The 26659-nt window shown below is 72.8% G+C and carries 26 protein-coding genes; 19 read left to right on the top strand and 7 right to left on the bottom strand.

Features of this window, described 5'->3' with window-relative positions; translation table 11 throughout:
• Positions 1 to 174 precede the first annotated feature (174 nt).
• The 4 genes from NW895_RS25000 to NW895_RS24985 all read right to left on the bottom strand — a co-directional run bounded on the left by NW895_RS25000 (position 175) and on the right by NW895_RS24985 (position 4212).
• Complete coding sequence (locus NW895_RS25000; protein ID WP_289938187.1) at positions 175 to 1026, bottom strand: SRPBCC domain-containing protein; 852 nt, start codon at positions 1024 to 1026, stop codon at positions 175 to 177.
• A gap of 67 nt (positions 1027 to 1093) precedes the next feature.
• The gene (locus NW895_RS24995) at positions 1094 to 2749 is read right to left on the bottom strand and encodes a polyamine aminopropyltransferase (protein ID WP_289938186.1); all 1656 of its coding nucleotides are present in this window, start codon (positions 2747 to 2749) and stop codon (positions 1094 to 1096) included.
• Between the two features lie 61 nt (positions 2750 to 2810).
• Positions 2811 to 3416, bottom strand: a complete 606-nt coding sequence (locus tag NW895_RS24990; RefSeq protein WP_289938185.1) for a DUF2617 family protein — start codon at positions 3414 to 3416, stop codon at positions 2811 to 2813.
• Positions 3417 to 3855: 439 nt separating this feature from the next.
• The gene (locus NW895_RS24985; protein WP_289938184.1) at positions 3856 to 4212 is read right to left on the bottom strand and encodes a hypothetical protein; all 357 of its coding nucleotides are present in this window, start codon (positions 4210 to 4212) and stop codon (positions 3856 to 3858) included.
• 267 nt (positions 4213 to 4479) lie between these two features.
• Here NW895_RS24985 and NW895_RS24980 point away from each other — a divergent pair, with 267 nt between their 5' ends.
• Positions 4480 to 5004, top strand: a complete 525-nt coding sequence (locus NW895_RS24980) for a VOC family protein (RefSeq protein ID WP_289938183.1) — start codon at positions 4480 to 4482, stop codon at positions 5002 to 5004.
• A gap of 86 nt (positions 5005 to 5090) precedes the next feature.
• Here NW895_RS24980 and NW895_RS24975 read toward each other — a convergent pair whose 3' ends face one another.
• Positions 5091 to 5828, bottom strand: coding sequence for a VOC family protein (locus tag NW895_RS24975; RefSeq protein WP_289938182.1), 738 nt, complete (start codon positions 5826 to 5828; stop codon positions 5091 to 5093).
• A gap of 173 nt (positions 5829 to 6001) precedes the next feature.
• Between NW895_RS24975 and NW895_RS24970 the strand changes: the two genes are divergently transcribed.
• The 4 genes from NW895_RS24970 to NW895_RS24955 all read left to right on the top strand — a co-directional run bounded on the left by NW895_RS24970 (position 6002) and on the right by NW895_RS24955 (position 10824).
• Entirely contained in the window at positions 6002 to 7192 is a 1191-nt protein-coding gene (locus tag NW895_RS24970) for a pyridoxal phosphate-dependent aminotransferase (protein WP_289938181.1), read from the top strand.
• A gap of 40 nt (positions 7193 to 7232) precedes the next feature.
• Positions 7233 to 8903, top strand: a complete 1671-nt coding sequence (locus tag NW895_RS24965) for a helix-turn-helix domain-containing protein (RefSeq protein WP_289938180.1) — start codon at positions 7233 to 7235, stop codon at positions 8901 to 8903.
• A 370-nt stretch (positions 8904 to 9273) separates the two neighbouring features.
• The gene (locus NW895_RS24960) at positions 9274 to 10596 is read left to right on the top strand and encodes a diaminopimelate decarboxylase (protein WP_289938179.1); all 1323 of its coding nucleotides are present in this window, start codon (positions 9274 to 9276) and stop codon (positions 10594 to 10596) included.
• A 21-nt stretch (positions 10597 to 10617) separates the two neighbouring features.
• Positions 10618 to 10824 carry a hypothetical protein gene (locus NW895_RS24955; protein ID WP_289938178.1) on the top strand — a complete coding sequence of 69 codons (207 nt, stop codon included), beginning with the start codon at positions 10618 to 10620 and terminating at the stop codon, positions 10822 to 10824.
• Between the two features lie 21 nt (positions 10825 to 10845).
• Here the strand turns inward: NW895_RS24955 and NW895_RS24950 are convergent, their stop codons facing one another.
• Positions 10846 to 11304, bottom strand: coding sequence for a MarR family winged helix-turn-helix transcriptional regulator (locus NW895_RS24950; RefSeq protein WP_289938177.1), 459 nt, complete (start codon positions 11302 to 11304; stop codon positions 10846 to 10848).
• Positions 11305 to 11434: 130 nt separating this feature from the next.
• Between NW895_RS24950 and NW895_RS24945 the strand changes: the two genes are divergently transcribed.
• The 13 genes from NW895_RS24945 (at position 11435) to NW895_RS24885 (ending at position 24390) form a co-directional block, all read left to right on the top strand.
• The gene (locus NW895_RS24945) at positions 11435 to 12223 is read left to right on the top strand and encodes an aldose 1-epimerase (RefSeq protein WP_289938176.1); all 789 of its coding nucleotides are present in this window, start codon (positions 11435 to 11437) and stop codon (positions 12221 to 12223) included.
• A gap of 57 nt (positions 12224 to 12280) precedes the next feature.
• Positions 12281 to 12829: an orotate phosphoribosyltransferase gene (gene pyrE / locus NW895_RS24940; protein WP_289938175.1), complete on the top strand. Its 549-nt coding sequence runs from the start codon at positions 12281 to 12283 to the stop codon at positions 12827 to 12829.
• Positions 12830 to 12965: 136 nt separating this feature from the next.
• Positions 12966 to 13997 (top strand): class II fructose-bisphosphate aldolase, encoded by a 1032-nt coding sequence (fbaA, locus tag NW895_RS24935; protein ID WP_289938174.1) that lies wholly within the window; start codon positions 12966 to 12968, stop codon positions 13995 to 13997.
• A gap of 108 nt (positions 13998 to 14105) precedes the next feature.
• Positions 14106 to 14519, top strand: a complete 414-nt coding sequence (locus NW895_RS24930) for a DUF3151 domain-containing protein (protein WP_289938173.1) — start codon at positions 14106 to 14108, stop codon at positions 14517 to 14519.
• 137 nt (positions 14520 to 14656) lie between these two features.
• Positions 14657 to 15487, top strand: coding sequence for a tryptophan 2,3-dioxygenase family protein (locus tag NW895_RS24925; protein ID WP_289938171.1), 831 nt, complete (start codon positions 14657 to 14659; stop codon positions 15485 to 15487).
• Positions 15480 to 16679 (top strand): kynureninase, encoded by a 1200-nt coding sequence (gene kynU, locus NW895_RS24920; RefSeq protein WP_289938169.1) that lies wholly within the window; start codon positions 15480 to 15482, stop codon positions 16677 to 16679. The genes NW895_RS24925 and kynU overlap by 8 nt, the downstream gene beginning before the upstream one ends.
• Before the next feature lie 212 nt (positions 16680 to 16891).
• Positions 16892 to 17773 carry an alpha/beta hydrolase gene (locus NW895_RS24915; RefSeq protein ID WP_289938167.1) on the top strand — a complete coding sequence of 294 codons (882 nt, stop codon included), beginning with the start codon at positions 16892 to 16894 and terminating at the stop codon, positions 17771 to 17773.
• Positions 17774 to 17918: 145 nt separating this feature from the next.
• Positions 17919 to 19010, top strand: a complete 1092-nt coding sequence (locus NW895_RS24910; protein ID WP_289938165.1) for an alpha/beta hydrolase — start codon at positions 17919 to 17921, stop codon at positions 19008 to 19010.
• A 1-nt stretch (position 19011) separates the two neighbouring features.
• Entirely contained in the window at positions 19012 to 20211 is a 1200-nt protein-coding gene (locus NW895_RS24905; protein WP_289938329.1) for an acyltransferase, read from the top strand.
• Positions 20212 to 20224: 13 nt separating this feature from the next.
• Complete coding sequence (locus NW895_RS24900; RefSeq protein ID WP_289938327.1) at positions 20225 to 21619, top strand: sensor histidine kinase; 1395 nt, start codon at positions 20225 to 20227, stop codon at positions 21617 to 21619.
• Complete coding sequence (locus tag NW895_RS24895; RefSeq protein WP_289938164.1) at positions 21616 to 22290, top strand: response regulator transcription factor; 675 nt, start codon at positions 21616 to 21618, stop codon at positions 22288 to 22290. The genes NW895_RS24900 and NW895_RS24895 overlap by 4 nt, the downstream gene beginning before the upstream one ends.
• A 115-nt stretch (positions 22291 to 22405) precedes the next feature.
• On the top strand, positions 22406 to 23728 hold the full coding sequence (locus NW895_RS24890) for a histidine kinase (RefSeq protein WP_289938326.1): 1323 nt from the start codon (positions 22406 to 22408) through the stop codon (positions 23726 to 23728).
• A complete protein-coding gene (locus tag NW895_RS24885; RefSeq protein WP_289938162.1) occupies positions 23725 to 24390 on the top strand; it encodes a response regulator transcription factor in 666 nt (221 codons plus the stop codon). Before NW895_RS24890 ends, NW895_RS24885 begins: the two co-directional genes overlap by 4 nt.
• Positions 24391 to 24437: 47 nt before the next feature.
• On the opposite strand, the gene NW895_RS24880 is transcribed toward NW895_RS24885, so the two are convergent.
• On the bottom strand, positions 24438 to 25184 hold the full coding sequence (locus NW895_RS24880) for a class I SAM-dependent methyltransferase (RefSeq protein WP_289938160.1): 747 nt from the start codon (positions 25182 to 25184) through the stop codon (positions 24438 to 24440).
• A gap of 220 nt (positions 25185 to 25404) precedes the next feature.
• Here NW895_RS24880 and NW895_RS24875 point away from each other — a divergent pair, with 220 nt between their 5' ends.
• Entirely contained in the window at positions 25405 to 26625 is a 1221-nt protein-coding gene (locus NW895_RS24875; protein WP_289938159.1) for a cytochrome P450, read from the top strand.
• The last annotated feature ends 34 nt before the right edge of the window (positions 26626 to 26659 follow it).

The following is a 26659-nucleotide window of genomic DNA, read 5'->3' as shown; positions in this document are numbered from 1 at the left end:
CGGCTTCTGCCGCCTCGGCGGCGGAGGAGTGGCTGCGCGGTGCGGCAGCCAGACGCCGCACGGGCAGCGCCCGGGCCCGCCGCGCTCATGCCGCCGGCCGGATGCCGGGCGGGTGCCGGGCGGGGTGCGCCGACGGAAACGGCCGCAGGATCGGTCAGAGCACCTCGGCGTTGGTCAGCGCCGCTTGCGCAGGACCCGGTTCACCACGACCGCCGATGCCAGGAGCACGGCCGCCGCCGGGGCCGCCCAGCGCAGCGGGGTGGAGCGGGTGACCGCCTGGGGGGCGGGGACGGGGGCGTAGCGGCCGCGTGGTGGAGCGTGGTCCACCTCCTCCGCGCTGCGTCCGATCATGGTGCGCCGTGCGTGCGCCGCCTCGGCGGGAGGCTCGGCGGCCTCCGCGAAGTCACCGGAGACACCACCCGCGGTGTCGTCCTCGTCGGCGGTGGGGTCGAGGGAGGGCGGGGGGACCGGGGCTGCTTCCTCCGTGGGCGCCGGAACCGGGGCGTCGTCGGCGTCCGGGGTGGCCTCGAAGTCGCCGGTCGCCGCGGGCTCGAAGTCCTCGGTGGCGAGGGACTCGGCCGTCTCCGGTGCGCTCGGCACCTCCTCCGCGACCGCCCCCAGGTTCTCCGCGAAACGGCTCAGCAGCCGGGTCACGGCCCCGCCGACCGCCTCCGCGGGCAGCTCCGTGACGCGCCCGTCCGCCGTGGCCGTCCCGTCGAAGGTGAGGGTGGAGCCGTCGTCCGTGTCCCGGACGCGGAGCGTGAGCGCGAGCTTGACCGAGCCGGTGCCGCGGGCCTCGGTGCCCTCGCCCTCGACGGCGTACGCACCGTCGTCCCGCCGCGACAGCCGTACGGAGCCGCGGTACGTCACGGAGTGGCTGCCGACGCGGACCTTCAGCCGCCCCGCGACCGGCTCCGCACCGGCGTCCTGCTGGAGCCCGGGGACCGCCCGGGCGACCCGCGCGGGGTCGGCCAGCACCTCCCTGAGCCGCTCGGCCGGAACCGGAACGAACACCTCATGCTCCATAGCTCCGGAGCCTACCCAGTGGGCGCCGGGCTGCACCCCGGTCGGTGGAAAGTCACCCCGCCGACCCTCAGTACCGGGGATGCAGCAGCGTCGACGGCGGCAGACCCGGCACGCGCGTACGGGACGCCTCGCGGGCGTCGGCGGTCAGCCGGGCCTGTGTGAGGGTGCGCGGGTGCGGGCCCCGCGGAGCGAGACGCAGCGGCGGGGCCGTGCGGGCGGCCAGCACCAGACCCCAGTCCCGGGGGGCGCCGGACGGGTGGGCGGCCGTGCGGTCGGGACCGGCCGTGAAGCCGGTGTCGCTGCCGGTCACGCGGTAGGGCGCGGTGCGGAACCCGGACGCGCGGAGCGTCGACTCCGCCGTCCAGAACGCCCGCGGGCGTGAGGAGACGGGTCCGGCGTGCACCACCAGCCGGCCGCCGGGGGCGAGCACGCGCCGGGCCAGGCCGTAGAACTCCTGCGAGTACAGCTTCGTACTGGCCGTGATGCCCGGGTCCGGCAGGTCCGCGACCACCACGTCGTACGTCGCCGGCGGCGCTGCGCGCAGCAGGCAGAAGGCGTCCGCCGTCGTCACGCGCACGCGCGGGTCGTCGTACGCGTGCCCGTTCAGCGCCGACAGGGCGGGGTCGTGGCGGGCCAGCCGGACCACTCCCGGGTCGATCTCGGCGACGTCGACCCGGCGTACGCCCGAATACCGCAGCACCTCCCGGGCGGCGAGGCCGTCGCCGCCGCCGAGGATCAGCACGCGCGCGTGCGGGCCGGTCATCGCGGGGTGCACCAGCGCCTCGTGGTAGCGGCGCTCGTCCCGGCCGCTGACCCGCAGCCGGCCGTCCAGGAACAGGCCGAACGGGCGGCCCCGTGTGCCGCCGGTGAGGACCACCTCCTGCACCTCGGTCTGCAGCGCGACGCGGACGTCCTGGCCGTACACCGCCTGCCGGGCGGCCCGTTCGAAGTCGTCGACGAGGACGGCGGCGGAGGCGAGGACGGCGAGCACGGTGGCGTTGGCGGCCAGCAGCAGCCAGCGGGCGCGACGGGTCAGATCACGGCGGAACAGGCCGAGGACCAGGGCGCCGCCGACGACCGCGTTGACCGCGCCGGTGATCAGCGCGCCGGTCAACTGGCCGAGCAGCGGGAGGAGCAGGAACGGGAAGGCCAGGCCGCCGACCAGAGCGCCCACGTAGTCCGCGGCGAACAGGTCGGCCACGGCGCCGCCCGCGTCCTGGCGGCGGATGCGCTGGATCAGCTCCATCAGCAGCGGGACCTCGGCGCCGATCAGCAGGCCGATGGTGAGGGAGAAGGCGACCAGGAGGCAGCGGGGGCCGCTCGCCCACAGCCCGCCCCAGTCGCCGGTCCAGGCGAAGACGGCGTACAGCGCCAGCGCGCTGCAGCCGCCGACGAGGGCGAGGGTCGCCTCGATCGCGCCGAAGCCGGCCGCCGCGAGCCGGCGCAGCCGCTTGGCGGCGAGGGAGCCGATGCCCATCGCGAAGACCATGACGGACAGGACGACGGACGCCTGGGTGACCGAGTCGCCGATCAGGTACGAGGCGAGGGCGACCAGTTCGAGTTCGTACACCAGCCCGCAGGCCGCGCAGACGAACACGCCCGCGAGCACCAGAAACCTGCCTGTGCCCGGCCGGACGGGCAGCCGCGCGGGGGCACCGGGGCCGCCGGGACCGCCCCGGTGCGGCGGAGTGCCGGGCGGGGCGGGCGCGTGCTGTTCGATCACGCTGTGACGTTACGTCACAGCCGCGCTGCGCTTTGTCACCCACACGTGTGAAAACGGTCGGTCAGGTGCGGCGGGGGGTTTGAGGTGCCGCTGTCGGGCCACCCGCCCCGGTTCGGCCGTTGGCCGGGGCCTCGGCCGGTGCCGCCGCGGGCCGGCCGAACCGCACCCGGGCGCCCACCCGGGTTCTGGTCGCCACCAGCTGCCCGTCCTGCGGATAGGCGTGCCAGGTCCGCCAGTGGACCTGCCCCTCGTGGCGCTGGGCCAGCATCGCCGTGAAGGCGTGCGGGCTGCCCGGAAAGACGCCGGCGAGGCCGTGGGGGTGGTCGGAGACCAGGGCCAGCAACTCCTGGGCGCGGCCCGCGAAGGAGCCCGGGGAGAGCACCTCCACACGGGCCGCGAACTCGTACTCCCAGTCGCCCACCCGCTTGGCGACGCCCAGGGGAAGCGGCGTGCTGCTGCCCGCGATGCACGCCACCGTCTCCGAACAACTGCCCTTCCCGTCTTCCAGAAGTACCTGGTGGGACGCGCCGAGGAGGCGCAACTGCAGCTTGGCGCCGCTCAGTTCGAGGTCGAGTGTGGCCAGAGCGGGGAGCGGTTCGCGCCCCAGGGCCCAGGCGAGGTCGGCCGCACGCGTGTCGGTGTAGGCGGTGTTCAGGGTCGTGAGCATGGATCGGCTCCGCAAGCACACAAGGAGAGGAAGGTGTGGGTCCTGCGTCCCCTGTCACGCCGGGGGATGCGGCCCGGTCAGCCCAGTCGGCCGTCGGGAGAGATGTCCGCAGGAGGTCCGAGGGGCTGCGTTGGTGAAGGAGAGGGAATCATGAACTGGGGCGCCGTCACAGCGTTTTTACCCAAGTTCGTAGGGTTTCCATCCTTCAGAGGGCTTATCAGCTCAACTGTTCAACCACGGCGTACGCCAGGCCCGTTCAGGCGTGCGCCCGGCGTGGTCGCAAACCGGCGTACGTCACGAACCGGAACCCGGAACTGGAACACGGGACTGGAACACGGAACCGGAACACGGAACCGGAACAAGAACGCGGGGCCCGTGCCTGGCACGGACCCCGCTGTGCGGATGCGGTTCCCCCTCGGCGGAGCTCAGCTGCCCCGTGTCAGCTGCCTCCACCGCATCCGCCACCGCCCCCGCAGGACGACCCGCCCCCGCAGGAGGAGCTGGAGCCGCAGGAGGAGGAGCTGGAGCCGCAGGAGTGGCCCGACGAGTGGCCGCCCGAGTGGTCGCCGGACGACCCGTCCGAGCCGCCGCCGCTGTCGCTCGCCACGGCACCGGCCGAGGCCACCCACCAGCTGTTGTCGCTGCCGCTGTCGTGGCTGCTCCCCGACGAGCGGTACCCTCCCCTGCCGCCGTGGCCCGCCATCCGGACCGTGCTCCGCCGGCTGCTGCGCACGGCGGCGACGATCGTCCCCACCACGACAGCGATGACAATCGCCAGGATGATGCCGATGACCATGGCGCCACCCTCCTTCCGATTCCCCCGGAAATCCCCCGGTGAGTTCCCCCGAAGCAGCCCCCCGTGGGCGCCTCGCTCGTTGCGTGACCGGGAGATGCCCGCCCCCCACTCGACCCAAAGCAGAGTTGAGGAACTTCAGAGGGTCCGGGGCTCACTGGGCCGTCTAGAAGGATGCTGCTGGTCTCGTGCGCGATCTAGGTCAGTAATGGTCCTAATCGGCCCCTAGGGTCGTCACATCGCGAAGGACCGCACGAGGGGACGAGACCGATGAGGCACACCGCACCCGAGGGTTACACCAGCGTTGCGCCGTGGGTGGTCACCGACGACACCGGTGCGCTGCTGGACTTCATCACCGCCGCGTTCGATGGCGAGGAACTCGCACGGGTGCCGGTCGAGGACGGCACCATCGGCCACGGTGAGATCCGTGTCGGCGACACGGTGGTGCTGGCCTTCGACCGACGGCCCGACTGGCCGGCGATGCCCTCGCTGCTGCGGGTCTACGTCCCGGACGCGGACGCTGCCATGGCCGCTGCTGTTGCGCACGGGGCACAGGTGATCACCGAGGCCGCTGACAGCGCGTGGGGGGATCGCGGTGGCCGGGTGCGGGATCCGTTCGGCAACATCTGGTGGGTGGTGAGCCGGGTCGAGGACGTCGCACCGGACCGGACCTGGGAGCGTATGGTCGAGCCGAAGTACGCCGAGGCGATGCGCATGGCCCAGGAGACGCTGGATGCCGCGCTGAGCGGCCGGGATTCAGGGGTGGCGAGTGCCCCGCGGCGCCCGACCCACTGAGCCCTTCCGGGCTCGTGGTGCTGACTGCGACGGGCATCGCCGATGACTACCGCTGCACCCGAACCGGCCGGACGCGTTGCTCAAGGTCAGCGAGGGGTGAGGAGGCAGAACTCGTTGCCTTCCGGGTCGGCCAGAACCGTCCAGGAGAGTGCGGACTGATCGATACCAGGGTCGGTGGCGCCCAGGGCGCGCAGTCGGGCTGCCTCCGCGGCCAGGTCGTCACCGGGGTAGGGGCAGACGTCGAGGTGGACGCGGTTCCACACGCTCTTGGTGTCGGGGGTGCGGAGGAACTCCAGGTAGGGGCCGACGCCTGCGGAGGAGCGCATGGTCGCGTGGTCGTCGGTGACCTCGTGCAGCGTCCAGTCCATCGCCTCGCCCCAGAACCGGGCCATCCCTCGTGGGTCGGTGCAGTCGACCACCACCGCGGCGATCGGCCCGGTGTCCTGGTAGATCGGGCGGGGCTCCAGGACGCAGAACTCGTTTCCTTCCGGGTCGGCCATCACTGTCCAGGGGACGTCGCCCTGCCCCACGTCGGCGAGTGTCGCGCCGAGATCCTTCAAGCGCGCGACCAACTCCGCTTGATGGGCGGTCGAGGTGGTGGCCAGATCGAGGTGCACGCGGTTCTTGACCGTTTTGGGCTCCGGGCGGGCGACGATGTCGATGCAGACGGCCACGGGGTCGGGGTAGGCGAAGCCCACGGGTTCGAGGTTGGTCACGCCGGGTCCCTCGCTGTCGACACCCCAACCGAGTGCCTCCGCCCAGAACCGGCCGAGCGCGGAGTCGTCCTGGGCCTTCATGTTGATCTGCACGAGTCGGGTTGCCATGCCGCAGATCCTAGAAGGACTGCCGGCCCGGGACACCGTGATCAGACATGTGCTCGACCAGGATGACGACCGTCGGCGACGGCCCTGCCCCTGCTCGGAGACGGTGTCCTGAGTACCGGCGCAGGCGCCCGTCGGCACAGCACAGTTGAGGAAGTCCAGCGCTTCGGCGCAGGATGACCGGCATGACCTCCAGCGCACGCCCCTTCCTCAACCGCCGGCTCGCCGAGTTCGGGACGACGATCTTCGCCGAGATGTCCGCGCTGGCCGTGCGGACCGGGGCGATCAACCTGGGACAGGGCTTCCCGGACACCGACGGCCCGGAGCAGGTACGCGAGGCGGCCGTGCGGGCGCTGCGCGACGGGCGCGGCAACCAGTACCCGCCCGGCCCGGGCGTCCCCGAGCTGCGCACCGCGGTCGCCGCGCACCAGCTGCGCCGGTACGGACTGTCGTACGACCCGGAGACCGAGGTGCTGGTCACGGCCGGGGCCACCGAGGCCATCGCCGCCTCGCTGCTGGCGCTGCTGGAGCCCGGAGACGAGGTCATCGCCTTCGAGCCGTACTACGACTCGTACGCGGCCTGCATCGCCATGGCGGGCGGCACGCGCGTGCCGGTGACACTGCGCCCGGGGGACGGGAGCTTCCGCCTCGACCTCGACGAACTGCGCGACGCGGTCACCGACCGCACCCGCCTGCTGCTCATCAACACCCCGCACAACCCGACGGGCACCGTCCTGACCCGCGAGGAGCTCACCGCGATCGCGGAGCTGGCGGTGGAGCGGGACCTGCTGGTGGTGACCGACGAGGTGTACGAGCACCTGGTGTTCGACGAGGCCGAGCACGTGCCGCTGGCGACGTTCCCGGGGATGCGGGAGCGGACGGTGACGATCGGGTCGGCCGGGAAGAGTTTCTCCTTCACCGGCTGGAAGGTCGGCTGGGTGACGGCGGCGGCCGGCCTGGTGGCGGCGGTCCGCTCGGCGAAGCAGTTCCTGACATACGTCTCGTCGGGCCCGTTCCAGTACGCGGTCGCGGAGGCTCTGGCCCTGCCCGACTCCTACTTCGCCTCCTTCCGCGCGGACATGCTGGCCAGGCGGGACCTGTTGGCGGCCGGTCTGGAGGAGGCGGGCTTCACGGTCTTCCGCCCCGCCGGCACGTACTTCATCACCACCGACATCCGCTCTCTGGGGGAAGCCGACGGCTTCACCTTCTGCCGCACCCTGCCGGAGCGGGCCGGGGTCGTCGCGATTCCGAACGGCGTGTTCTACGACCACCGCGAGGAGGGAGCACCGTTCGTCCGGTTCGCGTTCTGCAAGCAGACGGATGTGCTGGAGGAAGCGGTGAGCCGGCTGAAGGCGCTGGCGGGCTGATCTGCCGGCGCGGAGGGCCGAGGGCGGAGGGGGAACGCCGATGGGCGGGCATGTCTTACCGGACTGGGGTGCCGCCTCGCCGGCGCAGGTGACGCTGGAGCGGCTGCTGTCCGTGGTGGGTGCGGGAGCGCTGGAGCTGCACATGGCTCCCGCCGGTCTGGCGGGGGCCGTCACCGGTGTCACCGTGCTGGATCCGCTGGACCCCGGGATCCGGCCCGGGGAGCTGCTGCTCGCGGTGGGCGTCGACGCGCGGTCGGCGCACGCCGTGGACGTCCTGCGCCGAGCGGGCGAGGGGAACGCGGCGGGGGTGGTTTTCGGCCCGGGTGGGCCGGGTCCCGCCGGCTCCGGGCTGCGGACGGCCGCCACGGAGGCCGGTACCGCGGTCCTGTTCCGTACGGCGTGGTGCACCTGGGAGCAGCTGGTGGGGGTGGTGCGGGCCGGGCTGGCCTCGGCGGGGGTACCTCCCGGCCCCACGGCACAGGCCGTCGCGCTCGGGGACCTGGAGCGGCTGGCCGAGGCGGTGGCGGCGCTCACGGGGGGCTCGGTGACGATCGAGGACCCGGAGTCCCGGGTGCTGGCCTACTCCTCGACCGAGCAGGACGTGGACGAACAGCGCCGGCTGACCATCCTCGGGCGCCGCGTGCCGCCGTCGCGGGTCGCGGCGATGCGGGAGGCCGGCTTCTTCCGGGCGTTGTGGGGCGCGGACGACGTCCTGTACCGGCCGGCCAAGGGCGACGACCCGGAGCGCCTGGTGGCGGCCGTGCGGGCGGGCGGTGAGGTACTGGGGTCCATCTGGGTGGCCGCGGTCGCGGGCCGGCCGCTCGCCCCGGACGCGTCCGAGGCCCTGCGTACGGCGGCCCGGGCGGCGGCACCGCATCTGCTGAGGCACCGTACGCGCGGTGTGGACACCCGGCTCGTGGAGGACGCGGCACGCGCGGTACTGGAGGGGCGCGGGTCGCCCGAGGTCCTGGCGGAACGTGCTTCGCTGCCGGTGCGGGACGCCTGTGCCGTCCTCGCGGTGCACCACGGGTCCCGGGGCGGCGACGACGCCCTGCGGCTGCCCGGCCTGCTCGCGCTGCACTGCTCCGCCCACGGCCACGAGGCCGTCGTCGTGCCGGTGAGGGACAGGGCGCTGGTGGTGCTGGGCCCGCTGGACCAGGATCCGCAGCGGGCCGGCGCCCGGCTGGCGGAGCTGGGGGCGGCGCTGGCGAAACGCCTCTCGGTCACACTGCGGGCGACCGTGCGGGTCGGTCTGGGCGACGTGGTCCCGGGCCTGGCCCGGCTGCCCGAGTCCCGCAGGTCGGCCGAGCTGGCCCTCGACGCGCTGCTGGCGGCCGGGGGCTCCCGTGCCGTCGCGAGCACCGAGGACGTCGTGGAGACGGTGGGCATGCTCCAGGTCCTGGACGCGTTGCGCGAGGTGACGCTGCCACCGCGGACGCCCGTGGCCCGGCTGGCGGCCTTCGACGCCGAGCACAGCGGGAGCTGCCTGGTGCAGACACTGCGGGCGTACCTCGACCACTTCGGCGACGTGCCCGCCGCTTCCCGCGCCCTGGGCGTACACCCCAACAGCCTGCGGTACCGGCTGCGCCGCATCACCGCCCTGTCGGGCATCGACCTCGACGACCCCGACGCCCGGCTGCTCGCCCAGATCCAGCTACGCCTGCGCGACCGCGAGAACGGGGAGGGAACTCCCTGCCCGACCCAGCCCTGACAGGACGCCACCGCGCCACGCCCTCCGGCCGCCGGCACGCCGAGATGGCCGACGCCGCCTTGCGCCCGGCGCCGGCCGGGGGCGCCGAAACCGGGGTCTACGTCCGGCGGGCCGCGTTCGCCACGGCGGGTGGTGCAGGGCTTGACGGCCGCCGCCGACGGGGCCGGGTTCGCCAGTCCTTTGGCCGTCGGTACCACGGAACCGTCCCTTCTTCGTCGCCGCGCACAACGACCGGAGCGTGCGGCCGGGGGCGTTGGCCCGGAGGGGCTCCCCGCGGTTCCGACTTCTCCGTACTCCACGAAGACGCCCCGAGGCGGGGCCGGGCAGCCTGGGGTTCCGTTCACGCCAAACCGCCACCAGGGGGAACACCATGACCGACGTCACCGAAGCCGCCGCGCGACGTGAGCGCATCCTGCGGGCCGCCGTACGGCAGGGGGTGCTGGACCCCGAGCGGTCCGCGCTGGCCGGGTTCGTCGACCTCGACGGCCTCGCGGACACCGTCGGGGCGCTGCACCGGGCGTTCCCCGGCGGGCCCCGCGTCCTGCACGCCTTCGCGGCGAAGGCGAACAGTCTCGTGCCCGTGCTGGCGGAGCTGCGGAGCCTCGGCATGGGCTGCGAGGTGGCGACCGGCGGCGAGCTGGACCGGGCACGGGCGGCGGGGTTCGAGCCGGACCGCATCGTGTTCGACTCACCGGCCAAGACCCGCGCGGAGCTGGAGCGGGCCCTGAGCCTCGGCGTCATGATCAACGTGGACAACTTCCAGGAACTGTCCCGGATCGACACCCTCCTCGCCGGGGACACGCCCCGCTCGCGGATCGGCGTGCGTGTCAACCCCCAGCTGGGCGGCGGGACGATCGCCGCGATGAGCACGGCCACGCAGACGTCGAAGTTCGGCATCCCCCTGGCGGATCCGGGCAGCCGTCACCGGCTGATCGAGGCGTACCGGGAGCGCCCGTGGCTGACCTGGGTGCACACGCACGCCGGCTCACAGGGCTGCCCGCTGGAGCTGATGGCCCAGGCGGTGGCGCAGGCGGTGGAGTTCGCCGAGGAGGTCAACCGCGGGCGCGAGGAGCCCCAGGTGACCGGCATCGACATCGGCGGCGGGCTGCCCGTCAACTTCGCCGGCGACGAGGTCACTCCCGGCTTCGACGCGTACGTCGACCAGTTGAACGAGCACGTGCCCGACCTGTTCTCCGGCAGGTACGAGATCGTCACCGAGTTCGGCCGCTCGGTCCTGGCCAAGAACGGCTTCACCGCCGCACACGTCGAGTACACCAAGAGCGCGGGCGGCCGCTCCATCGCCGTCACCCACGCCGGGGTGCAGGTCGCCACCCGTACCGTGTTCAACCCCGACGCCTGGCCGCTGCGGATCACCGCCCACGGGCCGGACGGCGGCGTCAAGCACGGCACCCCGGTACGGCAGGACATCGCCGGCCCGGCCTGCTTCGCGGGCGACCTGCTGGCCCGCGACCGTGCGCTGCCGTCGCTGGAGCCCGGCGACATCGTCGTCCTCCCGGACACCGGCGCGTACTACTTCTCGACGCCGTTCCACTACAACAGCCTGCCCGAGCCGGCCGTGTACGGGGTCCGGACCGACGGGGACGAGGTGCGCTTCGAGCTGGTCCGTCCCGCGCAGGAGCCGTACGACGGGACCGTGCCCGCTCTCCGGCACGGCGACCTCGTGCACCGCTGACCCGCCGCAAGGAGCACTGAGGTGGCCCAGCAGAACCGCCCGGGACGGGACGGCAACGGCCCACTGCTCAGCCAGCGTGCCGCCATGGTCTTCCTGCTGGCCGCCCTGGTCGGCATCGGTGCCGCCGTCCTGTCGGCGCTGGCCGGCAACGCCTGGCCCCTCGCGGTCAGCGTCGGCAGCGGCGCGAGCGCCATGGCCGTCCTGTTCTTCAACCAGATCATCGACTAGGCGGCAGCGGCTCCCGGGGGGCTAGTGGTGCCAGGCACGGCCGCCCGTGTTGTGGATGAATCGCTGCAGCACCTTGAGGGTGGTCAGGTACTCCTCGTCGGAGACGCCCGCGTGCCGTTCCGCCCACAGCTCGTCCTGCAAGGCCGCGGCTTTGTCGTAGAACGCCCGGCCCTCGGCCGTGAGGGCCAGGCGTCCGCCGGCGTCCTCGGTGATCCAGCCCTGGGCGATCGTCCGGTCGATCTCCGCCTCCATGGTGTCCGGGCCCGTGTCGAGGTAGTTGCGCAGGAGGCGGGACACCTCGTCGCGGGTTCTGGCGGTCTCGGCGCGTGCGACCTGCGCGAGGACCCACCACTGCGGCTGGGTGGTGCCGATGTCGGCGAGGGCGTTCCGGGTGCGGGTGACGACGGCCTTGTAGGCCGCCCAGCTCCAGTAGCCGATGGGCTGCCGGAGCAGTTCGGCGTCGCTGTGCGAGTACTCCATGGCCGGTCCTCCGTCTTGGCTTGCGCTGGTTCGACGAGGCCGACCGTAGAAACTCAACCTCACTTGAGGTCAAGGCCGGGTCGGCCGGATCGACGGCGCCCTCTTGATCACCCCAGTAGGGTCGATGAACGTGAGTGACGAAACCATCACGCTGACCGCGGGTGACGCGGAGCTGACCGTGCTGCCGGGCAACGGCGGACGCCTGGGAGGACTCCGCGTCGGCGGAGTCGAACTGCTCCGCCAGGGCGACCGCTACGGCTGTTTTCCGATGGTCCCCTGGTGCGGCCGCATCCGTGAGGGCCGCTTCATGGACGGTGCCGTCGTCCACCAGATGCCGCTCAACTCCCCACCGCACGCCATCCACGGCACCGCGCGCGACGGTGCCTGGAACATCGCCCGCACGACGGCGGACGAGGCGGTGATCACGTACGACCTGGCCGACCCCTGGCCCTACCCCGGCCGTGTCACCCAGGTCGTCGGCCTCACCGAGGACTCCGTGACGCTGACGATGTCCGTGGAGACGTCCGAGTCCTCCTTCCCGGCCCAGATCGGCTGGCACCCGTGGTTCAACCGGAACCTGGGAGGGGAGGACGTGCGGATCGACTTCAGCCCCTCCTGGCAGGAGGAACGCGGCGACGACCACCTGCCCACCGGCAACCGCGTCGACCCCCGGCCCGGCCCCTGGGACGACTGCTTCGGCATGCCGGGCGGGGTGGACGTCACCCTCACCTGGCCGGGGCAGCTGGCGCTGACGGTGACCAGCCCCGAGCAGTGGGTCGTGGTGTACGACGAGCAGGACGCCGCCGTGTGCGTGGAGCCGCAGACCGGCCCGCCCAACGGGCTGAACACCCTGCCGCGCCTGGTCACGCTCCTGGAGCCGCTGGAGGCCACGACGACCTGGAGCTGGCGGCGCCTCTAAGGGGTCCTTTCACTCTGATCGGACGCTCATAGTGAAAGGACCCCTAAGCTGGCGGGCATGAGTGACGTACGCGGCGCGCTGCTGCAGCAGATCAAGGACAAGGCCGTGGTGCACGGCAAGGTGACCCTGTCGTCGGGCAAGGAAGCCGACTACTACGTGGACCTCCGCCGCGTCACCCTCGACGGCGTGGCCGCCCCCCTGGTCGGTCAGGTCATGCTCGACCTGACCGCCGACCTGGACTTCGAGGCCGTCGGTGGTCTGACGCTCGGCGCCGACCCGGTGGCGACCGCGATGCTGCACGCCTCCGCCGCCCGCGGGAAGGTGCTCGACGCCTTCGTGGTGCGCAAGGCGGGCAAGGCGCACGGGCTGCAGCGGCGCATCGAGGGCGCGGAGGTCAAGGGCCGCCGCGTCCTCGCCGTGGAGGACACCTCCACCACCGGCGGCTCGGTGCTGACCGCCGTGGAGGCGCTGCGCGAGGCCGGCGCCGAGGTCGTCGCGGTCGCGACGATCGTGGACCGCGCGACGGGCGCGGCCGAGGCGGTCGCCGAGCGGGCCGGGGTGCCGTACCTCTACGCGTACTCCAAGGACGACCTGGGCCTCGACTGACCAGGGACTGGACGGCGGCATGGACCTTCCGGCCGAGTCTGGAAAGATGGGGCCGACGATGACGTCGCACCCCAAGGTCTAGGTCAGGGCCGTAAAGAACGCAGTACGCCAACCCGCACATACGAGGAGCGGACAGATGCCCATCGCAACTCCCGAGGTCTACAACGAGATGCTGGACCGGGCGAAGGCAGGACAGTTCGCCTACCCGGCCATCAACGTCACCTCCTCCCAGACCCTGCACGCGGCCCTGCGTGGTTTCGCGGAGGCGGAGAGCGACGGCATCGTCCAGATCTCGACCGGCGGTGCCGAGTTCCTGGGCGGCCAGCACAGCAAGGACATGGTGACCGGTGCCGTGGCCCTGGCCGAGTTCGCGCACATCGTCGCCAAGAAGTACGACATCAACGTCGCCCTGCACACGGACCACTGCCCGAAGGACAAGCTCGACGGGTACGTACGTCCGCTGCTCGCGGTCTCCGAGGAGCGCGTCGCCCGCGGTGAGAACCCGCTGTTCCAGTCGCACATGTGGGACGGTTCCGCGGAGACCCTGGCCGACAACCTGACCATCGCCCAGGAGCTGCTGGAGCGCGCCCGCGCCGCGAAGATCATCCTTGAGGTCGAGATCACCCCGACCGGCGGCGAGGAGGACGGCGTCTCGCACGAGATCAACGACTCCCTGTACACGACGGTCGACGACGCCGTCCGCACGGCGGAGGCCCTCGGCCTCGGCGACAAGGGCCGCTACCTGCTGGCCGCGTCCTTCGGCAACGTCCACGGCGTGTACAAGCCGGGCAACGTGGTGCTCCGCCCCGAGCTGCTGAAGGAGCTGAACGAGGGCGTCGCCGCCAAGTACGGCCGGCCGGCCGGCAGCCAGCCGTTCGACTTCGTCTTCCACGGCGGCTCCGGCTCCACCGAGCAGGAGATCCTGACCGCCCTGGAGAACGGCGTGGTCAAGATGAACATCGACACGGACACCCAGTACGCCTTCACGCGTCCGGTCGCCGACCACATGTTCAAGAACTACGACGGCGTCCTGAAGGTCGACGGCGAGGTCGGCTCCAAGAAGACCTACGACCCGCGCACCTGGGGCAAGCTGGCCGAGGCCGGCATGGCCAAGCGGGTCGTCGAGGCCTGCCAGAACCTGCGCTCGGCCGGCACCAAGCTGAAGTAACCGGGGTCCTCCACGGCGAGCCCGGCGCTGCGGCGCCGGGCTCGACGTGCGCTCGGGGCATGAGCGGCCGGGCGGCACCGGTGCCGGGCGATGTACCAGACTGGTCCCATGGCCATTCACGAAAACCTCCTCGGGGGACCGCCCCCGACCCACCTCCCCGACGACCCGGAGCCGCGTGAGCTGCTGGCGGGCGGGACGGCGGCCGCGGACGTCGCCGCGAAGCACCCGACCTCCTCGCTGGCCTGGGCACGGCTGGCCGACGAGGCGTTCGAGCGGGGCAGCGTCGTGGAGTCGTACGCCTACGCCCGCACCGGCTACCACCGCGGCCTGGACGCCCTGCGCCGCAGCGGCTGGAAGGGCCACGGCCCGGTGCCCTGGGAGCACGAGCCGAACCGCGGCTTCCTGCGCGCCCTGCACGCCCTCGCCCGCGCCGCCCAGGCGATCGGCGAGAAGGAGGAGTACGAGCGCTGCAGCCAGTTCCTGAAGGACTCCTCGCCGACCGCGGCCGAGGTACTGGGCTGAGCTCCTGACCGGGTACGGCGAGGCCCCGCCTTGCCGTACCCGGGGTCGATTGCGCAGGATGCACCTGGGGACCGGGGCCCCCGTGCCGGTAACGGCAGGGGCGGACCGCTACCCGGAGTGCACAACAGGAGACAGCGATGTCCCACGAGGCTCACGAGCCCGAGACCCCGCATCTCGACTTCGCCGGCACGACGCCTTACGAGGACTACGTCAAGGCGGACGTGCTGACCCACCTCCAGCAGCCCCTCTCCGACGATCCCGGAGAGATGGTCTTCCTGGTCACGACCCAGGTCATGGAGCTGTGGTTCACCGTCATCGTCCACGAGTGGGAGACCGCGGCGCACGCCCTGCGCGCGGACGACGTACCGACGGCCGTCGCCGCGCTGAAGCGCAGCGTCCGGGAGCTGGAGGCGCTGAACGCCTCCTGGAAGCCGCTCGGGCAGCTCACCCCGGTCCAGTTCAACGCCTATCGCAGTGCGTTGGGCGAGGGCTCCGGCTTCCAGTCGGCGATGTACCGCCGTATGGAGTTCCTGCTCGGTGAGAAGTCCGCGTCGATGCTGGTCCCGCACCGGGGCGCGCCACGCGTCCACGCCGAACTGGAGAAGGCGCTGCACGAGCCCAGCCTGTACGACGAGGTGGTACGGCTCCTCGCGCGCCGCGGCCACGCGATCCCCGAGGCGGTCCTGCGCCGGGACGTCACCCAGCGCTACGAACACTCGGACGCCGTCGAGGCGGCCTGGACGGCCGTGTACTCCGGCGACCAGGACGCCGAACTGGCCCGCCTCGGCGAGGCGCTGACCGACGTCGCCGAACTGGTGTGGCGCTGGCGCAACGACCACCTGGTCGCCACCCGCCGCGCGATGGGCGCCAAGCCCGGCACGGGCGGCTCCGCCGGCGTGGCCTGGCTGGAGAAGCGTGCCCGCAAGAACGTGTTCCCGGAGCTGTGGACGGCGAGGTCGTATGTCTGAGCGTCATGTGTCCGAGCTCGCTGTGCGCGCGGAGAAGCTGGACACCGGCGACGACCTGGCCCCGCTGCGGTCCCGCTTCGTCCTGGACGACGTGGTCTACCTGGACGGAAACTCCCTGGGCGCCCTGCCGGCGAACGTCCCGGCGCGGGTGGCGGACGTCATCCGCAGGCAGTGGGGCGAACTGCGCATCCGCTCCTGGGAGGAGAGCGGCTGGTGGACGGCGCCGGAGCGGATCGGTGACCGGATCGCTCCGCTGGTCGGGGCGGCGCCGGGGCAGATCGTCGTCGGTGACTCGACGAGCGTCAACGTGTTCAAGGCGCTGGTGGGGGCGGTGCGGCTCGCGGGCCAGGACCGGGACGAGATCCTGGTCGACGCGACGACGTTCCCCACGGACGGTTACATAGCCGAGTCGGCGGCCCGCCTGACCGGCCGCACCCTGCGCGCGGTGACTCCTTCGGAGGTGCCGTCCTCGCTGAGCGACCGTACCGCCGCGGTCCTGCTCAACCACGTCGACTACCGCACCGGCCGGCTGCACGACCTGCCGTCGCTGACGGCGGCCGTGCACGCGGCGGGGGCGTACGCCGTCTGGGACCTGTGCCACAGCGCGGGCGCGCTGCCGGTGGGGCTGGACGAGCACGGTGTGGACCTCGCGGTCGGCTGCACCTACAAGTATCTGAACGGCGGCCCGGGCTCACCGGCGTACCTGTACGTCCGCGGGGAGTTGCAGGACCGCTTCGACTCGCCCCTGCCCGGCTGGAACTCCCACGCCGAGCCCTTCGGCATGCGGACCGCGTACGCACCGGCGTCCGGTGCCCTGCGCGGCCGCGTCGGCACGCCCGACATCCTCTCCATGCTCGCCCTGGAGGCGGCGCTGGAGGTGTGGGACGGCGTGTCCATCGGCGCCGTACGGGCCAAGTCCCTCGCGCTCACCGACTTCTTCCTGGAGTGCGTCGGGGAGTACGTGGGCGAGGGGCGCGTGGAGTGCCTGACTCCGGTCGCTCACCAGGAGCGGGGCAGCCAGGTGGCGTTGCGGTGCGAGGACGCCGGGGACGTGATGAGGCGGCTGATCGAGCGGGGGGTGGTCGGGGACTTCCGTGCCCCGGACGTCCTGCGCTTCGGCTTCACGCCGCTGTACGTCGGGTTCGCGGACGTGGAGCGGGCGGCGCGGGTGCTCGGGGAGACCCTGGGCTGAGCGTCACCGGTTCTCGCCGGTGACGTACACCCCGGCCGTCGCGGCGGCCGGGGTGCCGGGGCCGGGCGGTGCGGGAACAGGGCCTCCCTGAACCTCACCCAGCGTGACATCCACATGTCGGCGCACGTCACCCGCCTGATACCGTCCCGGCCCAGAGGCTGACTGCTCTCTCCTGGTCCGCCAAGTTCGTTTCATCGCTGAGAGGTTGGAGCATGCCGGACGATGCCGCAGCCCGCGCCGCCGCAGAAGAGAAGTCGGCCTTCGCGCACGCGCCGGTCGACCCCGACTCCACCGTCGCGTACGGCGATCACCCCGACCAGGTGATCGACTTCTACGCCCCGCGCGGGACGGGCGGGCCGGGCGGGGCGGTGCCCTTGGTGGTCGTGCTGCACGGGGGCGCCTGGCGGGCTCCGTACGACCGGCGGCACGTCAGCCCGTTCGCGGACTTCCTGGCCCGCCGCGGCTTCGCGGTGGCGAGTGTGGAGTACCGGCGTGGGGCCGAGGGCCAGGAGGGGCAGGGCGAAGCCGCCGTGGCCGGGCGCTGGCCCGACACCCTCGACGACGTCGCCGCCGCGCTCGACGCGCTGCCCGCGCTCGTACGGGAGGTCCTGCCCCAGGCCGACCCGCGCCGTACGGTGCTCACCGGTCACTCGGCGGGCGGCCACCTCGCGCTGTGGGCGGCGGCCCGCCATGTGCTGCCCGCCGACGCGCCCTGGCGCACCGACCGGCCCGCGGCCCTGCGCGGGGTGGTGGCCCTCGCGCCCATCGCCGACTTCACGGTCGCCGACAAGCTGGACGTGTGCGGGGGCGCCGCGCGGCAACTCCTCGGCGATGACGAGCGGTTCGCCGAGCGGCTGCCGTACGTGGACCCGGCTCTGCTGCTGCCCACCGGCATCGCCACCACCCTCGTGCAGGGCCGTGCGGACCTGGATGTCCCGCAGGCGGTCGCCGACTCGTACGCGGAAGCGGCGGCGAAGGCCGGCGAGGTGGTGGGCGTGACGCTGCTGGAGGACGTCGGCCACTTCCCGCTGATCGACCCGGCGGCGGACGCGTGCGCGGTGGTGGCGGAGGAGATCGCCCAGTTGGCGTGGTGACCCTGAGGCGACTCCGTCATACCCGTAGTACCTGAGAGCTACGCCTCAGGTGAGCTCCCTGGCGTGACGCCGGCTACGAGCCCGCATTTATAACTTCCCCACCAGACAAGCCCGATGGGCGGGCGGTCTGGGAGGGGCGACGGGCATGGGGCTTGGGGCGGAGGGGCGGCTGCCGGAGACAGGTGTCGCGCTGCGTGACGGGGCCGGTGGCCGCCTGCGCGAGGAGCACGGGGAAGGCAGCCGGGGGGAGCAGGAGAGCGAACCTCACGGGAAACCCCGCCACGCCCGGAGGTGGCGCCGTGCCCTGCTCGCCGCCCTCGTCACCACAGCCGTGGTGTTCCCCCTCTCCGGCGCGACGCGGCCCGCGATCCCGGCCCCGGCCCCCGCCGCACTCCCGCCCGTCACCGCGGCCACCCTCCAGGACGCCTACGCCGCCAACCGAGCGGGCGCGTTGGCGGCGTCCCACATGGCCGCCGGCCACGGCGACCACCGTCGCGCCGCAGCGGACCGCTCCCTGGCCGCCCCGTCCCGGCACCTTCTGGCCTTCGACGGCCGCGGCGCCGGCCGCGCGACGGAGGTCTTCGGCGACCTCGCGCACGCGGACCGCATCGCCGTGCTGGTCCCGGGCTCCGACACGAACCTCGACACCTACGGCCGTTTCCACGCCGCCGCCGAGGCCCTGCACCGACGCCTCCTGCGCGAGGCCCCGCAGGGCACCGGCACCGCGGTCGTGGCCTGGCTGGGCTACGAGACGCCCGGCACGGTCAGCACCACGGTCACCACGACGACCCGCGCCGATCAGGCCGCCCCCCACCTGCGCTCCTTCGTGGACCGACTCCGCGGCCTCGTGGGCCCGAGGGCGCACATCTCCCTGCTCTGCCACTCCTACGGCTCGGTCGTGTGCGGCCGCGCTGCCGCAGGCCTGGACGCCGACGACATCGCCCTGGTCGGCAGCCCCGGCACCGGCGCCGACTCCGCCGCGGCCCTGCACACCCGCGCACGCGTCTGGGCGGCGCGCGGCGCCGACGACTGGGTGGCGAACGTCCCGCACATCAAGGCCGACCTGTTCGGCACGACCGTCGGCTTCGGCACCGACCCGGTGTCCCCGGCCTTCGGCGCCCGGGTCTTCGCCGCCGGCGACGGCGGCCACAGCGACTACTTCACCCCGGGCTCCGTCTCCCTGACGAACCTCGCCCGGATCGCCCTGGGCGAGACCACGGAGGTGACCCGTGACTGAAGTGAGCCCGCGCGGCGCCCGGCACCGCCTGCGGCACAGCGCCGCCCGCGTCGACGCCGCCACCCCCGCGGACCGCGACCGCGCCGTCGACGCCCTGCGCGCCATCGCGATCCTCGGCGTCGTCCTCGGCCACTGGCTGGTGACGGCCCTGGTCGCGGACGGCCGCACCCTGCGCACCGCCAGCCCCTTGCAGCACATGCCCTGGCTGGCCCCGGTCTCCTGGGCCTTCCAGACCCTGGCCGTGTTCTTCCTGGTCGGCGGCCATGTGGCCACCCGCAGTCACGCATCCGCCCGCCGCCGCGGCATTCCGTACCGGCGCTGGCTGACCACCCGCCTGTCCCGGCTGTTCAAACCGGTCGCCGCCGTCCTCACCCTGTGGACGGTGGCCGCGACCCTGCTGCTCCTGACCGGCGCGGACTTCCTGACGGTCCGCACGCTGGTCAAACTGGCCCTGTCCCCGCTGTGGTTCCTCCTCGTCTTCGCCGCGCTGACGGCGGCGACCCCGTTGCTGACCCGGCTCAACCCGCTCTGGCCGCTGGCCGTCGTCCTCCATGTGGACCTCCTGCGCTTCGGCCTCGACGCCCCGTCCTGGCTCGGCTGGGTGAATCTGGCGGCGGGCTGGATGGTGCCCTACGCCCTCGGTGCCGCCTGGACCCGCGGCGAGCTGGAGCGCCGCCGTGCGGGCTGGATCCTGCTCGCCGGCGGGGCGGCGGTGACCGCGGCGCTGGTGGCGTGGGCGGGCTACCCGGCGTCGATGGTCGGTGTCCCGGGCGCCGCGGTGTCCAACCTCGACCCGCCGACGCTGGCGGCCGTCACCTTCGGACTGGCCCAGTGCGGCCTCGCCCTGCTGCTGCGCGAGCGGCTGCGCCGGGCGATGCGCAGGCCGATGGCCTGGGCGGCGGTGGCACTGGTCAACCTCTCCGCGATGACGGTCTTCCTCTGGCACCAGACGGCCCTGATGGCCACCACGGCCACCGGTCTCCTCGCGGGCCGCCTGCCCGGCCTGCACACCCGCCCCGAGGGCCTGGACTGGGTCGCGGCCCGGCTCGTCTGGCTGCCGGTGTTCGCCCTGGCCCTGGGCGTCTGCTGGGCCGCCTTCCGGTCGTACGAGCAGGGCGGCGGGGGCCGGAGCCGGTCGCGGGTCGTCCGGGCGCATCGTCCGTCGGATCGGCGGACGCCGGCGGACGTGCCCCATGTCTAGGCTGTACCGCGTGATGCGACCGGGGGTGGAGCAGGGGCCGGGGGGCCGTGTCCGTCGCTGGCTGCGCCTGCTGGTCTGCCTCCTGGTCTGCTGGCTCGCCCTCGGTGTCTTCCTGGCCGGCGGCAACGACATGAGCCGGCACTATCGGCTCACCACCGCGCAGGGCCTGCTGGCCGGCCTGGTCCAGGGCGTGGCCGTCGTCCTGGCCCTGCGCTGGCCGGGCCGCGCCTGGGCCCTGTCGCTGGGCGGCACCGTCGTCACGGCCCTGGCCGTCCGCGAGACGCTTCCGCCGGTCCAGCCGGGACCCAACTATCCCTGGAGCACGCCGGAGGTCCTCGCCCACGCGGCCGTCTTCCTCCTGCTCGCCCTGCGACGGACCACGCGCACCACGGTCGCGACGCTGGCGGCGACCGGTCTGGCGACGGCCATCATGACGGGGCTGAACGGCGGAGGGCAGTACTCGTCGACGGGGACGACAGCGGTCTCCGTCTTCGCCGTGGCCGTCCTGGTCGGCATCGCGTTCCGAGGGCGGGCGGAGGCCCGCACCCAGCTGGTGGAGCAGGAGACGATCACCGCCGAGGAACGCGCCCGGCGCACCCTGCTGGAGGAGCGCAGCCGCATCGCGCGCGAGCTGCACGACGTGGTGGCCCACCACATGTCCGTGATCTCCATCCAGGCCCAGGTCGCCCCGCACCTCGTCCAGGACCCGCCCGAGGAGCTCAAGGAGAACCTCGCCGGCATCCGGCAGAACGCGCTGGAGGCGCTCACCGAACTGCGCCGGGTGCTCGGCGTCCTGCGCTCGGAGCACCCGGATGCCCCTCAGCCGCTCGACGGTCCCGGCACCGGCGCCGCCCCGGACGCCCCGCAGCCCACCCTCGACCGGCTCGACGCGCTCGTGGAGAACACCCGGGCGGCCGGCCTGACCGTGACCCTCGACGTCACCGGCGAGCGGCGGCCGTTGCCGTCCGGCGTGGAGCTGTCGGCGTACCGCATCGTGCAGGAGGCGCTGAGCAACGTCCTGCGCCACGCGCCCGGCGCGACCGCCCGTGTCCAGGTCGAGCACCACACGTTCGGGTTGAGCATGATGGTCGTCAACTCCCGCCCGACGCGGGCCGCGCCACCGTCGTCGGGGGCGGGGCACGGGCTGCTCGGCATGCGGGAGCGGGTCGCGATGCTCGGCGGCGGCCTGTGGGCGGGCCCCGAGCCGGACGGCGGCTACCAGGTGTCGGCCTTCCTGCCGGCGCACGTGCGTGACGACGGCCCCGCGGCCGATACCGGTCGCCCCACGGCCGGTACCGGTCTCCCCGCGGCCGATACCGGTCTCTCCGCCTCCGATACCGGGCTTCCCGCCCCCGCTTCCGACCCGGCCGCCGCTCCGGCCACCGACCCCAAGGACGACACCGCATGACGAGCAGCCCCATCCGCGTTGTCATCGCCGACGACCAGCAGATGGTCCGCCAGGGCTTCACCGTGCTGCTCAACACCCAGCCCGACATCGAGGTGATCGGCCAGGCGGTGGACGGGCTGGACGCCGTCGCCAAGGTCGCCGAACTCGCGCCGGACGTCGTCCTGATGGACATCCGCATGCCCGAGCTGGGCGGCATCGAGGCCACCCGCCGCATCATCGGCGCGACTCCCGACATCAGGGTGCTGGTGCTCACCACCTTCGACCTCGACGAGTACGTGTACGAGGCGCTGCGCGCCGGCGCGTCCGGGTTCCTGCTGAAGGACGCGTCCGCGAACCAGCTCGCCGAGGCGATCCGGGTCGTGGCGGCCGGGGACGCGCTGCTCGCGCCCGGCATCACCCGGCGGCTGCTCACCGAGTTCTCCCGCCTGCCCGACCGGCCGCGCGCCCCGCTGAAACAGCGCGTCGGCGACCTGACCGAGCGGGAGACGGAGGTGCTGGCCCTGATCGCGCAGGGACTGTCGAACGCGGAGATCGCCCAGCGCCTCGTCGTCGCCGAACAGACCGTGAAGACGCACGTCGGCCGCATCCTGGTGAAGCTGGGCCTCAGGGACCGGACGCAGGCGGCGGTGTTCGCGTACGAGTCGGGGCTGGTCCGGCCCTCGGGATACTGAGGGCTTGTCCGTGGGCTCGTCGTACCTGAGAGGGATACCGGAGGACCCCTCTCACTGAGGACGCCCGCGACCCCGGTTCGCGCCTACCGTTCTGTACGTGACCGAGACGACTCAGATGACCATGCCGCCGGGGGACGGGGCCAAGCAGCGCAGCCCGGAGTTCCGGCTGGCCGCCGACGCCCTGCGCGGCCTGCGGCAGGACCTGTTCCACGACGCCTTCGCCTACCGTCCGCTGCCCCGCATGAGCGTCGACGGTCCCCTGACCCGGCGGCTCCCGGGCCGCCTGCGGGAGTACGCGGCCTGGACCCCGCACGCCCTGATCGCGGCGTGCGCCATGTTCACCCTGCTCATGGCCACGGTCGACACCAACGGGCTCGGGATCGTGCTCGGCCCGCTCGCCGTGATCCCGATTCTGCTGACCATGGTCAGGCCGGTCGGCGCGTTCTGGCTGTCCATGGCCGGCTCGGTGCTGGCCCTGCCGTTCGGTGTCGGCTGGGGCGACTGGCCCTGGAGACCCAGCAGCTTCGCCTGCCATCTGACGGTACTGACGGTCGTCGCCGTGCGCACCAGGCCGCGCACGGCCGCCTGGATGTGGGCGCTGACCGCGGCGTACGGCCTCGCGGCGGAGACGCTGTTCGGCGCCGACCACTACTACTACGGCACCAACACCGCCCCCATGCTGGTCTTCTCCGCGCTGCTCCTGCTCGTCGTCGCCGTGTGGCACATACGTCGCGCAGCGGAGCAGGAGGTGACCGCCCAGCAGACGGTGACCGCGCACGAGCGCTCCCGCCGCACCCTCCTGGAGGAGCGCACCACGATCGCCCGCGAGCTGCACGACGTGGTCGCCCACCACATGTCGGTCGTCGCCATCCAGGCCGAGGCCGCGCCCTACCGGGTGGAGAACCCGCCGCCGGAGCTGGAGAAGGCCTTCGCCACCATCCGGGAGAACGCGGTGGCGGCCCTGACCGAGCTGCGCCGCGTCCTGGGCGTCGTCCGCGCCGAGGACTACGAGGCCCCGGACGCCCCGCAGCCCACGCTCGCCGACCTCGACGGGCTGCTGGCCAACGTGCGGGAGGCGGGCCTGAGCGTGGAGAAGGCCGTGACCGGAGCGGTCCGGGAACTCCCGCAGGGCGTCGAGCTGTCGGCGTACCGAATAGTCCAGGAGGCACTGAGCAACACACTGCGGCACGCGCCCGGCGCGAGCGCCCGTGTCGAGGTCTCCTACGTCCTGGGCGGCCTGGGCCTGCGCATAGTCAACGATCCGCCGCCCGCACCGGCCCTGATCAAACCGTCTCCCGGCGCCGGACACGGCATCACCGGCATGCGGGAGCGCGTCTCCATGCTGAACGGCGAGATGACGGCGGGACCGACGGCCGACGGGGGTTATGAGGTGGCGGTGTTCCTGCCGGTCGCCACGGTGAGTGAGGACGTCGCATGACCATCCGCGTACTGATCGCGGACGACCAGATGATGGTGCGCGAGGGCTTCTCCGTCCTGCTGAACGCGATGCCGGACATCGTGGTCGTCGGCGAGGCGGTCAACGGCCGGGAGGCCGTCGACAAGGTCCGCGAACTCGGCCCCGACGTCGTCCTGATGGACATCCGCATGCCGGAGCTGAACGGCATCGAGGCGACCCGGGAGATCGTCGCCGCGGACGGCACGGCGAAGGTGCTGGTGCTCACCACCTTCGACCTCGACGAGTACGTGTACCAGGCACTGCGGGCCGGCGCTTCCGGCTTCCTCCTCAAGGACGCCTCGGCACGCCAGCTCGCCGACGGCGTCCGGGTGGTGGCCTCCGGCGAGGCACTCCTCGCCCCCTCGGTCACCAGACGCCTGATCACCGAGTTCTCGAAGCTGTCCGACGCCCCCCGTCTGATGCCGTCCGCGCAGGCGGCGTACGGCGATCTCACCGAGCGGGAGACGGAGGTGCTGGTCCTGATCGCGCAGGGCCTGTCGAACGCGGAGATCGCCGAGCGGCTGGTGGTCGCCGAGTCGACGATCAAGACCCATGTGAGCAGGATCCTGGTGAAGCTGGGCCTGAGGGACCGGACACAGGCGGCGGTGTTCGCGTACGAGGCGCGGCTGGTCACGCCGGGCTGAACGGGGCCTCAAGGACGGATCGACCGTCCTTGAGGCCCGGCGGACCGTCAGCGGCCCTTCAGGGCGAAGACTCCCCAGCCGAGGAGTTCCCGCTCGTAGCGCGCGTAGCGGGCGGGGGCGGTGTCGAGCTCGCTCCGCACCTCGGCGGCCAGCTCGTCCTCGGGGTTCTGGTCGAGCCAGCGGCGGAGATTGAACCACTGCGCCGCCCGGTACCGGTCCCAGCTGTCCTGGTCGGCCAGCACCATCTCGACGACGTCGTGTCCGAGGTCGCCGAACTGTTCGATCAGCTCGGGCAGCGTGCCGAAGTCGTCCTTGCCGGCGGCGTGGCAGGCTTCGACGGCTTCCTGGTGCGGAGGTTCCCGCCGCCAGAACACCTCGCCGATGAGCATCAGGCCGCCGGGACGGAGGCTGCGGCTCAGCAGTTCGACCGTGCCGGCCGTGCCGCCTCCGATCCAGGTGGCGCCGATGCACGAGGCGAGATCGACCGGCTCGTCGGAGACATGGCCGGCGGCATCGCCATGGATGAAGTCGAGCCGGTCGGCCACACCCAGTTCGGCGGCGCGGGCGCGGGCCCGCGCGGTGAACACCGTGCTGATGTCCACCCCGGTCCCGGTGATGCCGTGGTCACGCGCCCAGGTGATCAGCAACTCGCCCGATCCGCACGCCAGGTCGAGCGCGCGGGTCCCGGGTTCCAGGTGCAGCGCCTGGCCCAGCGCGGCGAGCTTGTCACCGGTGAGCGGGTTGTGGATGCGGTGACTGCTTTCCTGAAGGGTGATGAAGCGTGGAAGATCCACAGGAGGGGTTCCTTCGGTTCGATGAGGTCATGGCGCTCACGGAGGACAGCCGGCCGTAGCCGGCCGCCGTTGCCTGGACCGTCATCACATGCACCCCGCTCGGACGTGTGGACCGCGAACGGAGGGAGGTTAGAGCGGTCGGTGCCCACATGGCCACCGATTTTGTCCGGGCCGACAGGACCCCTGGTCAGCGCCGGGGTGGACGCGTTAGCGTCCGTTCATGTCAGCTCCCACCGGCCTCCCGTTCGCCCCCTGGGACCCGGCGTTCCTCGCCGACCCGTACCCCGCCTACGCCGAACTGCGCGAGCGCGGCCGGGTGCACTACTACGAGCCGACGAACCAGTGGCTCGTCCCGCACCACGCGGACGTCTCGGCGCTGCTGCGGGACCGCCGCCTGGGCCGGACGTACCAGCACCGCTTCACCCACGAGGACTTCGGCCGTACGCCGCCCCCGCCGGAGCACGAGCCGTTCCACACGCTCAACGACCACGGCATGCTCGACCTGGAGCCGCCGGACCACACCCGCATCCGGCGTCTGGTGTCGAAGGCGTTCACGCCGCGCACGGTGGAGCGGCTGAAGCCGTATGTGGACCATCTGGCGGGTGACCTGGTGGCCGCGCTGGTGGCGAAGGGCGGCGGCGACCTGCTGACGGACGTCGCCGAGCCGCTCCCGGTCGCGGTGATCGCCGAGATGCTGGGCATCCCGGAGCCGGACCGGGCACAGCTGCGGCCCTGGTCGGCCGACATCTGCGGGATGTACGAGCTGAACCCGTCGGAGGAGACGGCGACGAAGGCGGTCCGCGCGTCGGTGGAGTTCTCGGACTATTTGCGGGAGCTGATCGCGGCCCGCCGCGAGGAACCGGGCGAGGACCTGATCTCGGGCCTCATCGCGGCGTACGACGAGGGGGACCGCCTCACCGAGCAGGAGATGATCTCCACGGCCGTCCTCCTCCTCAACGCCGGCCACGAGGCCACGGTGAACGCCACGGTCAACGGCTGGTGGGCGCTGTTCCGCAACCCCGGCCAGCTGGCGGCCCTGCGCGCCGACCACTCCCTGGTTCCGCCGGCGGTCGAGGAGCTGATGCGCTACGACACCCCGCTCCAGCTCTTCGAGCGCTGGGTCCTGGATGAGATCGAGATCGACGGCACGACGATCCCGCGCGGCGCGGAGATCGCCATGCTCTTCGGCTCCGCCAACCATGACCCGACGGTCTTCCGGTCCCCCGACCGCCTGGACCTCACCCGCAAGGACAACCCGCACATCTCCTTCAGCGCCGGCATCCACTACTGCATCGGCGCCCCGCTGGCCCGCATCGAACTGGCGGCCTCCATGAAGGCCCTGCTGGAGCAGGCCCCGGCACTCAGCCTCGCCGCGGAGCCGGAGCGGAAACCGAACTTCGTGATCCGGGGGCTTGAGGGGCTGAGCGTCGAGGTGGGGTGACCACCACAGCTCAGGCAGTACGCCGGCTGAGCCG

The organism is Streptomyces sp. S.PNR 29 (genome assembly GCF_030386795.1).
In the GTDB taxonomy this organism is placed as follows: Bacteria; Actinomycetota; Actinomycetes; order Streptomycetales; family Streptomycetaceae; genus Streptomyces.
The sequence above is the reverse complement of the archived record's forward strand: the minus strand, read 5'-3'. Positions and strand labels throughout refer to the sequence as shown.

What these genes read in the sequence shown, in the direction of transcription:
- NW895_RS25000 (WP_289938187.1), bottom strand. Translation starts at nt 1,026, where the DNA reads ATGGAGCATGAGGTGTTCGTTCCGGTTCCGGCCGAGCGGCTCAGGGAG.
- NW895_RS24990 (WP_289938185.1), bottom strand. Translation starts at nt 3,416, where the DNA reads ATGCTCACGACCCTGAACACCGCCTACACCGACACGCGTGCGGCCGAC.
- NW895_RS24985 (WP_289938184.1), bottom strand. Translation starts at nt 4,212, where the DNA reads ATGGTCATCGGCATCATCCTGGCGATTGTCATCGCTGTCGTGGTGGGG.
- NW895_RS24980 (WP_289938183.1), top strand. Translation starts at nt 4,480, where the DNA reads ATGAGGCACACCGCACCCGAGGGTTACACCAGCGTTGCGCCGTGGGTG.
- NW895_RS24975 (WP_289938182.1), bottom strand. Translation starts at nt 5,828, where the DNA reads ATGGCAACCCGACTCGTGCAGATCAACATGAAGGCCCAGGACGACTCC.
- NW895_RS24970 (WP_289938181.1), top strand. Translation starts at nt 6,002, where the DNA reads ATGACCGGCATGACCTCCAGCGCACGCCCCTTCCTCAACCGCCGGCTC.
- NW895_RS24965 (WP_289938180.1), top strand. Translation starts at nt 7,233, where the DNA reads ATGGGCGGGCATGTCTTACCGGACTGGGGTGCCGCCTCGCCGGCGCAG.
- NW895_RS24960 (WP_289938179.1), top strand. Translation starts at nt 9,274, where the DNA reads ATGACCGACGTCACCGAAGCCGCCGCGCGACGTGAGCGCATCCTGCGG.
- NW895_RS24950 (WP_289938177.1), bottom strand. Translation starts at nt 11,304, where the DNA reads ATGGAGTACTCGCACAGCGACGCCGAACTGCTCCGGCAGCCCATCGGC.
- pyrE (WP_289938175.1), top strand. Translation starts at nt 12,281, where the DNA reads ATGAGTGACGTACGCGGCGCGCTGCTGCAGCAGATCAAGGACAAGGCC.
- fbaA (WP_289938174.1), top strand. Translation starts at nt 12,966, where the DNA reads ATGCCCATCGCAACTCCCGAGGTCTACAACGAGATGCTGGACCGGGCG.
- NW895_RS24930 (WP_289938173.1), top strand. Translation starts at nt 14,106, where the DNA reads ATGGCCATTCACGAAAACCTCCTCGGGGGACCGCCCCCGACCCACCTC.
- NW895_RS24925 (WP_289938171.1), top strand. Translation starts at nt 14,657, where the DNA reads ATGTCCCACGAGGCTCACGAGCCCGAGACCCCGCATCTCGACTTCGCC.
- kynU (WP_289938169.1), top strand. Translation starts at nt 15,480, where the DNA reads ATGTCTGAGCGTCATGTGTCCGAGCTCGCTGTGCGCGCGGAGAAGCTG.
- NW895_RS24915 (WP_289938167.1), top strand. Translation starts at nt 16,892, where the DNA reads ATGCCGGACGATGCCGCAGCCCGCGCCGCCGCAGAAGAGAAGTCGGCC.
- NW895_RS24910 (WP_289938165.1), top strand. Translation starts at nt 17,919, where the DNA reads ATGGGGCTTGGGGCGGAGGGGCGGCTGCCGGAGACAGGTGTCGCGCTG.
- NW895_RS24900 (WP_289938327.1), top strand. Translation starts at nt 20,225, where the DNA reads ATGCGACCGGGGGTGGAGCAGGGGCCGGGGGGCCGTGTCCGTCGCTGG.
- NW895_RS24895 (WP_289938164.1), top strand. Translation starts at nt 21,616, where the DNA reads ATGACGAGCAGCCCCATCCGCGTTGTCATCGCCGACGACCAGCAGATG.
- NW895_RS24890 (WP_289938326.1), top strand. Translation starts at nt 22,406, where the DNA reads ATGACCATGCCGCCGGGGGACGGGGCCAAGCAGCGCAGCCCGGAGTTC.
- NW895_RS24885 (WP_289938162.1), top strand. Translation starts at nt 23,725, where the DNA reads ATGACCATCCGCGTACTGATCGCGGACGACCAGATGATGGTGCGCGAG.
- NW895_RS24875 (WP_289938159.1), top strand. Translation starts at nt 25,405, where the DNA reads ATGTCAGCTCCCACCGGCCTCCCGTTCGCCCCCTGGGACCCGGCGTTC.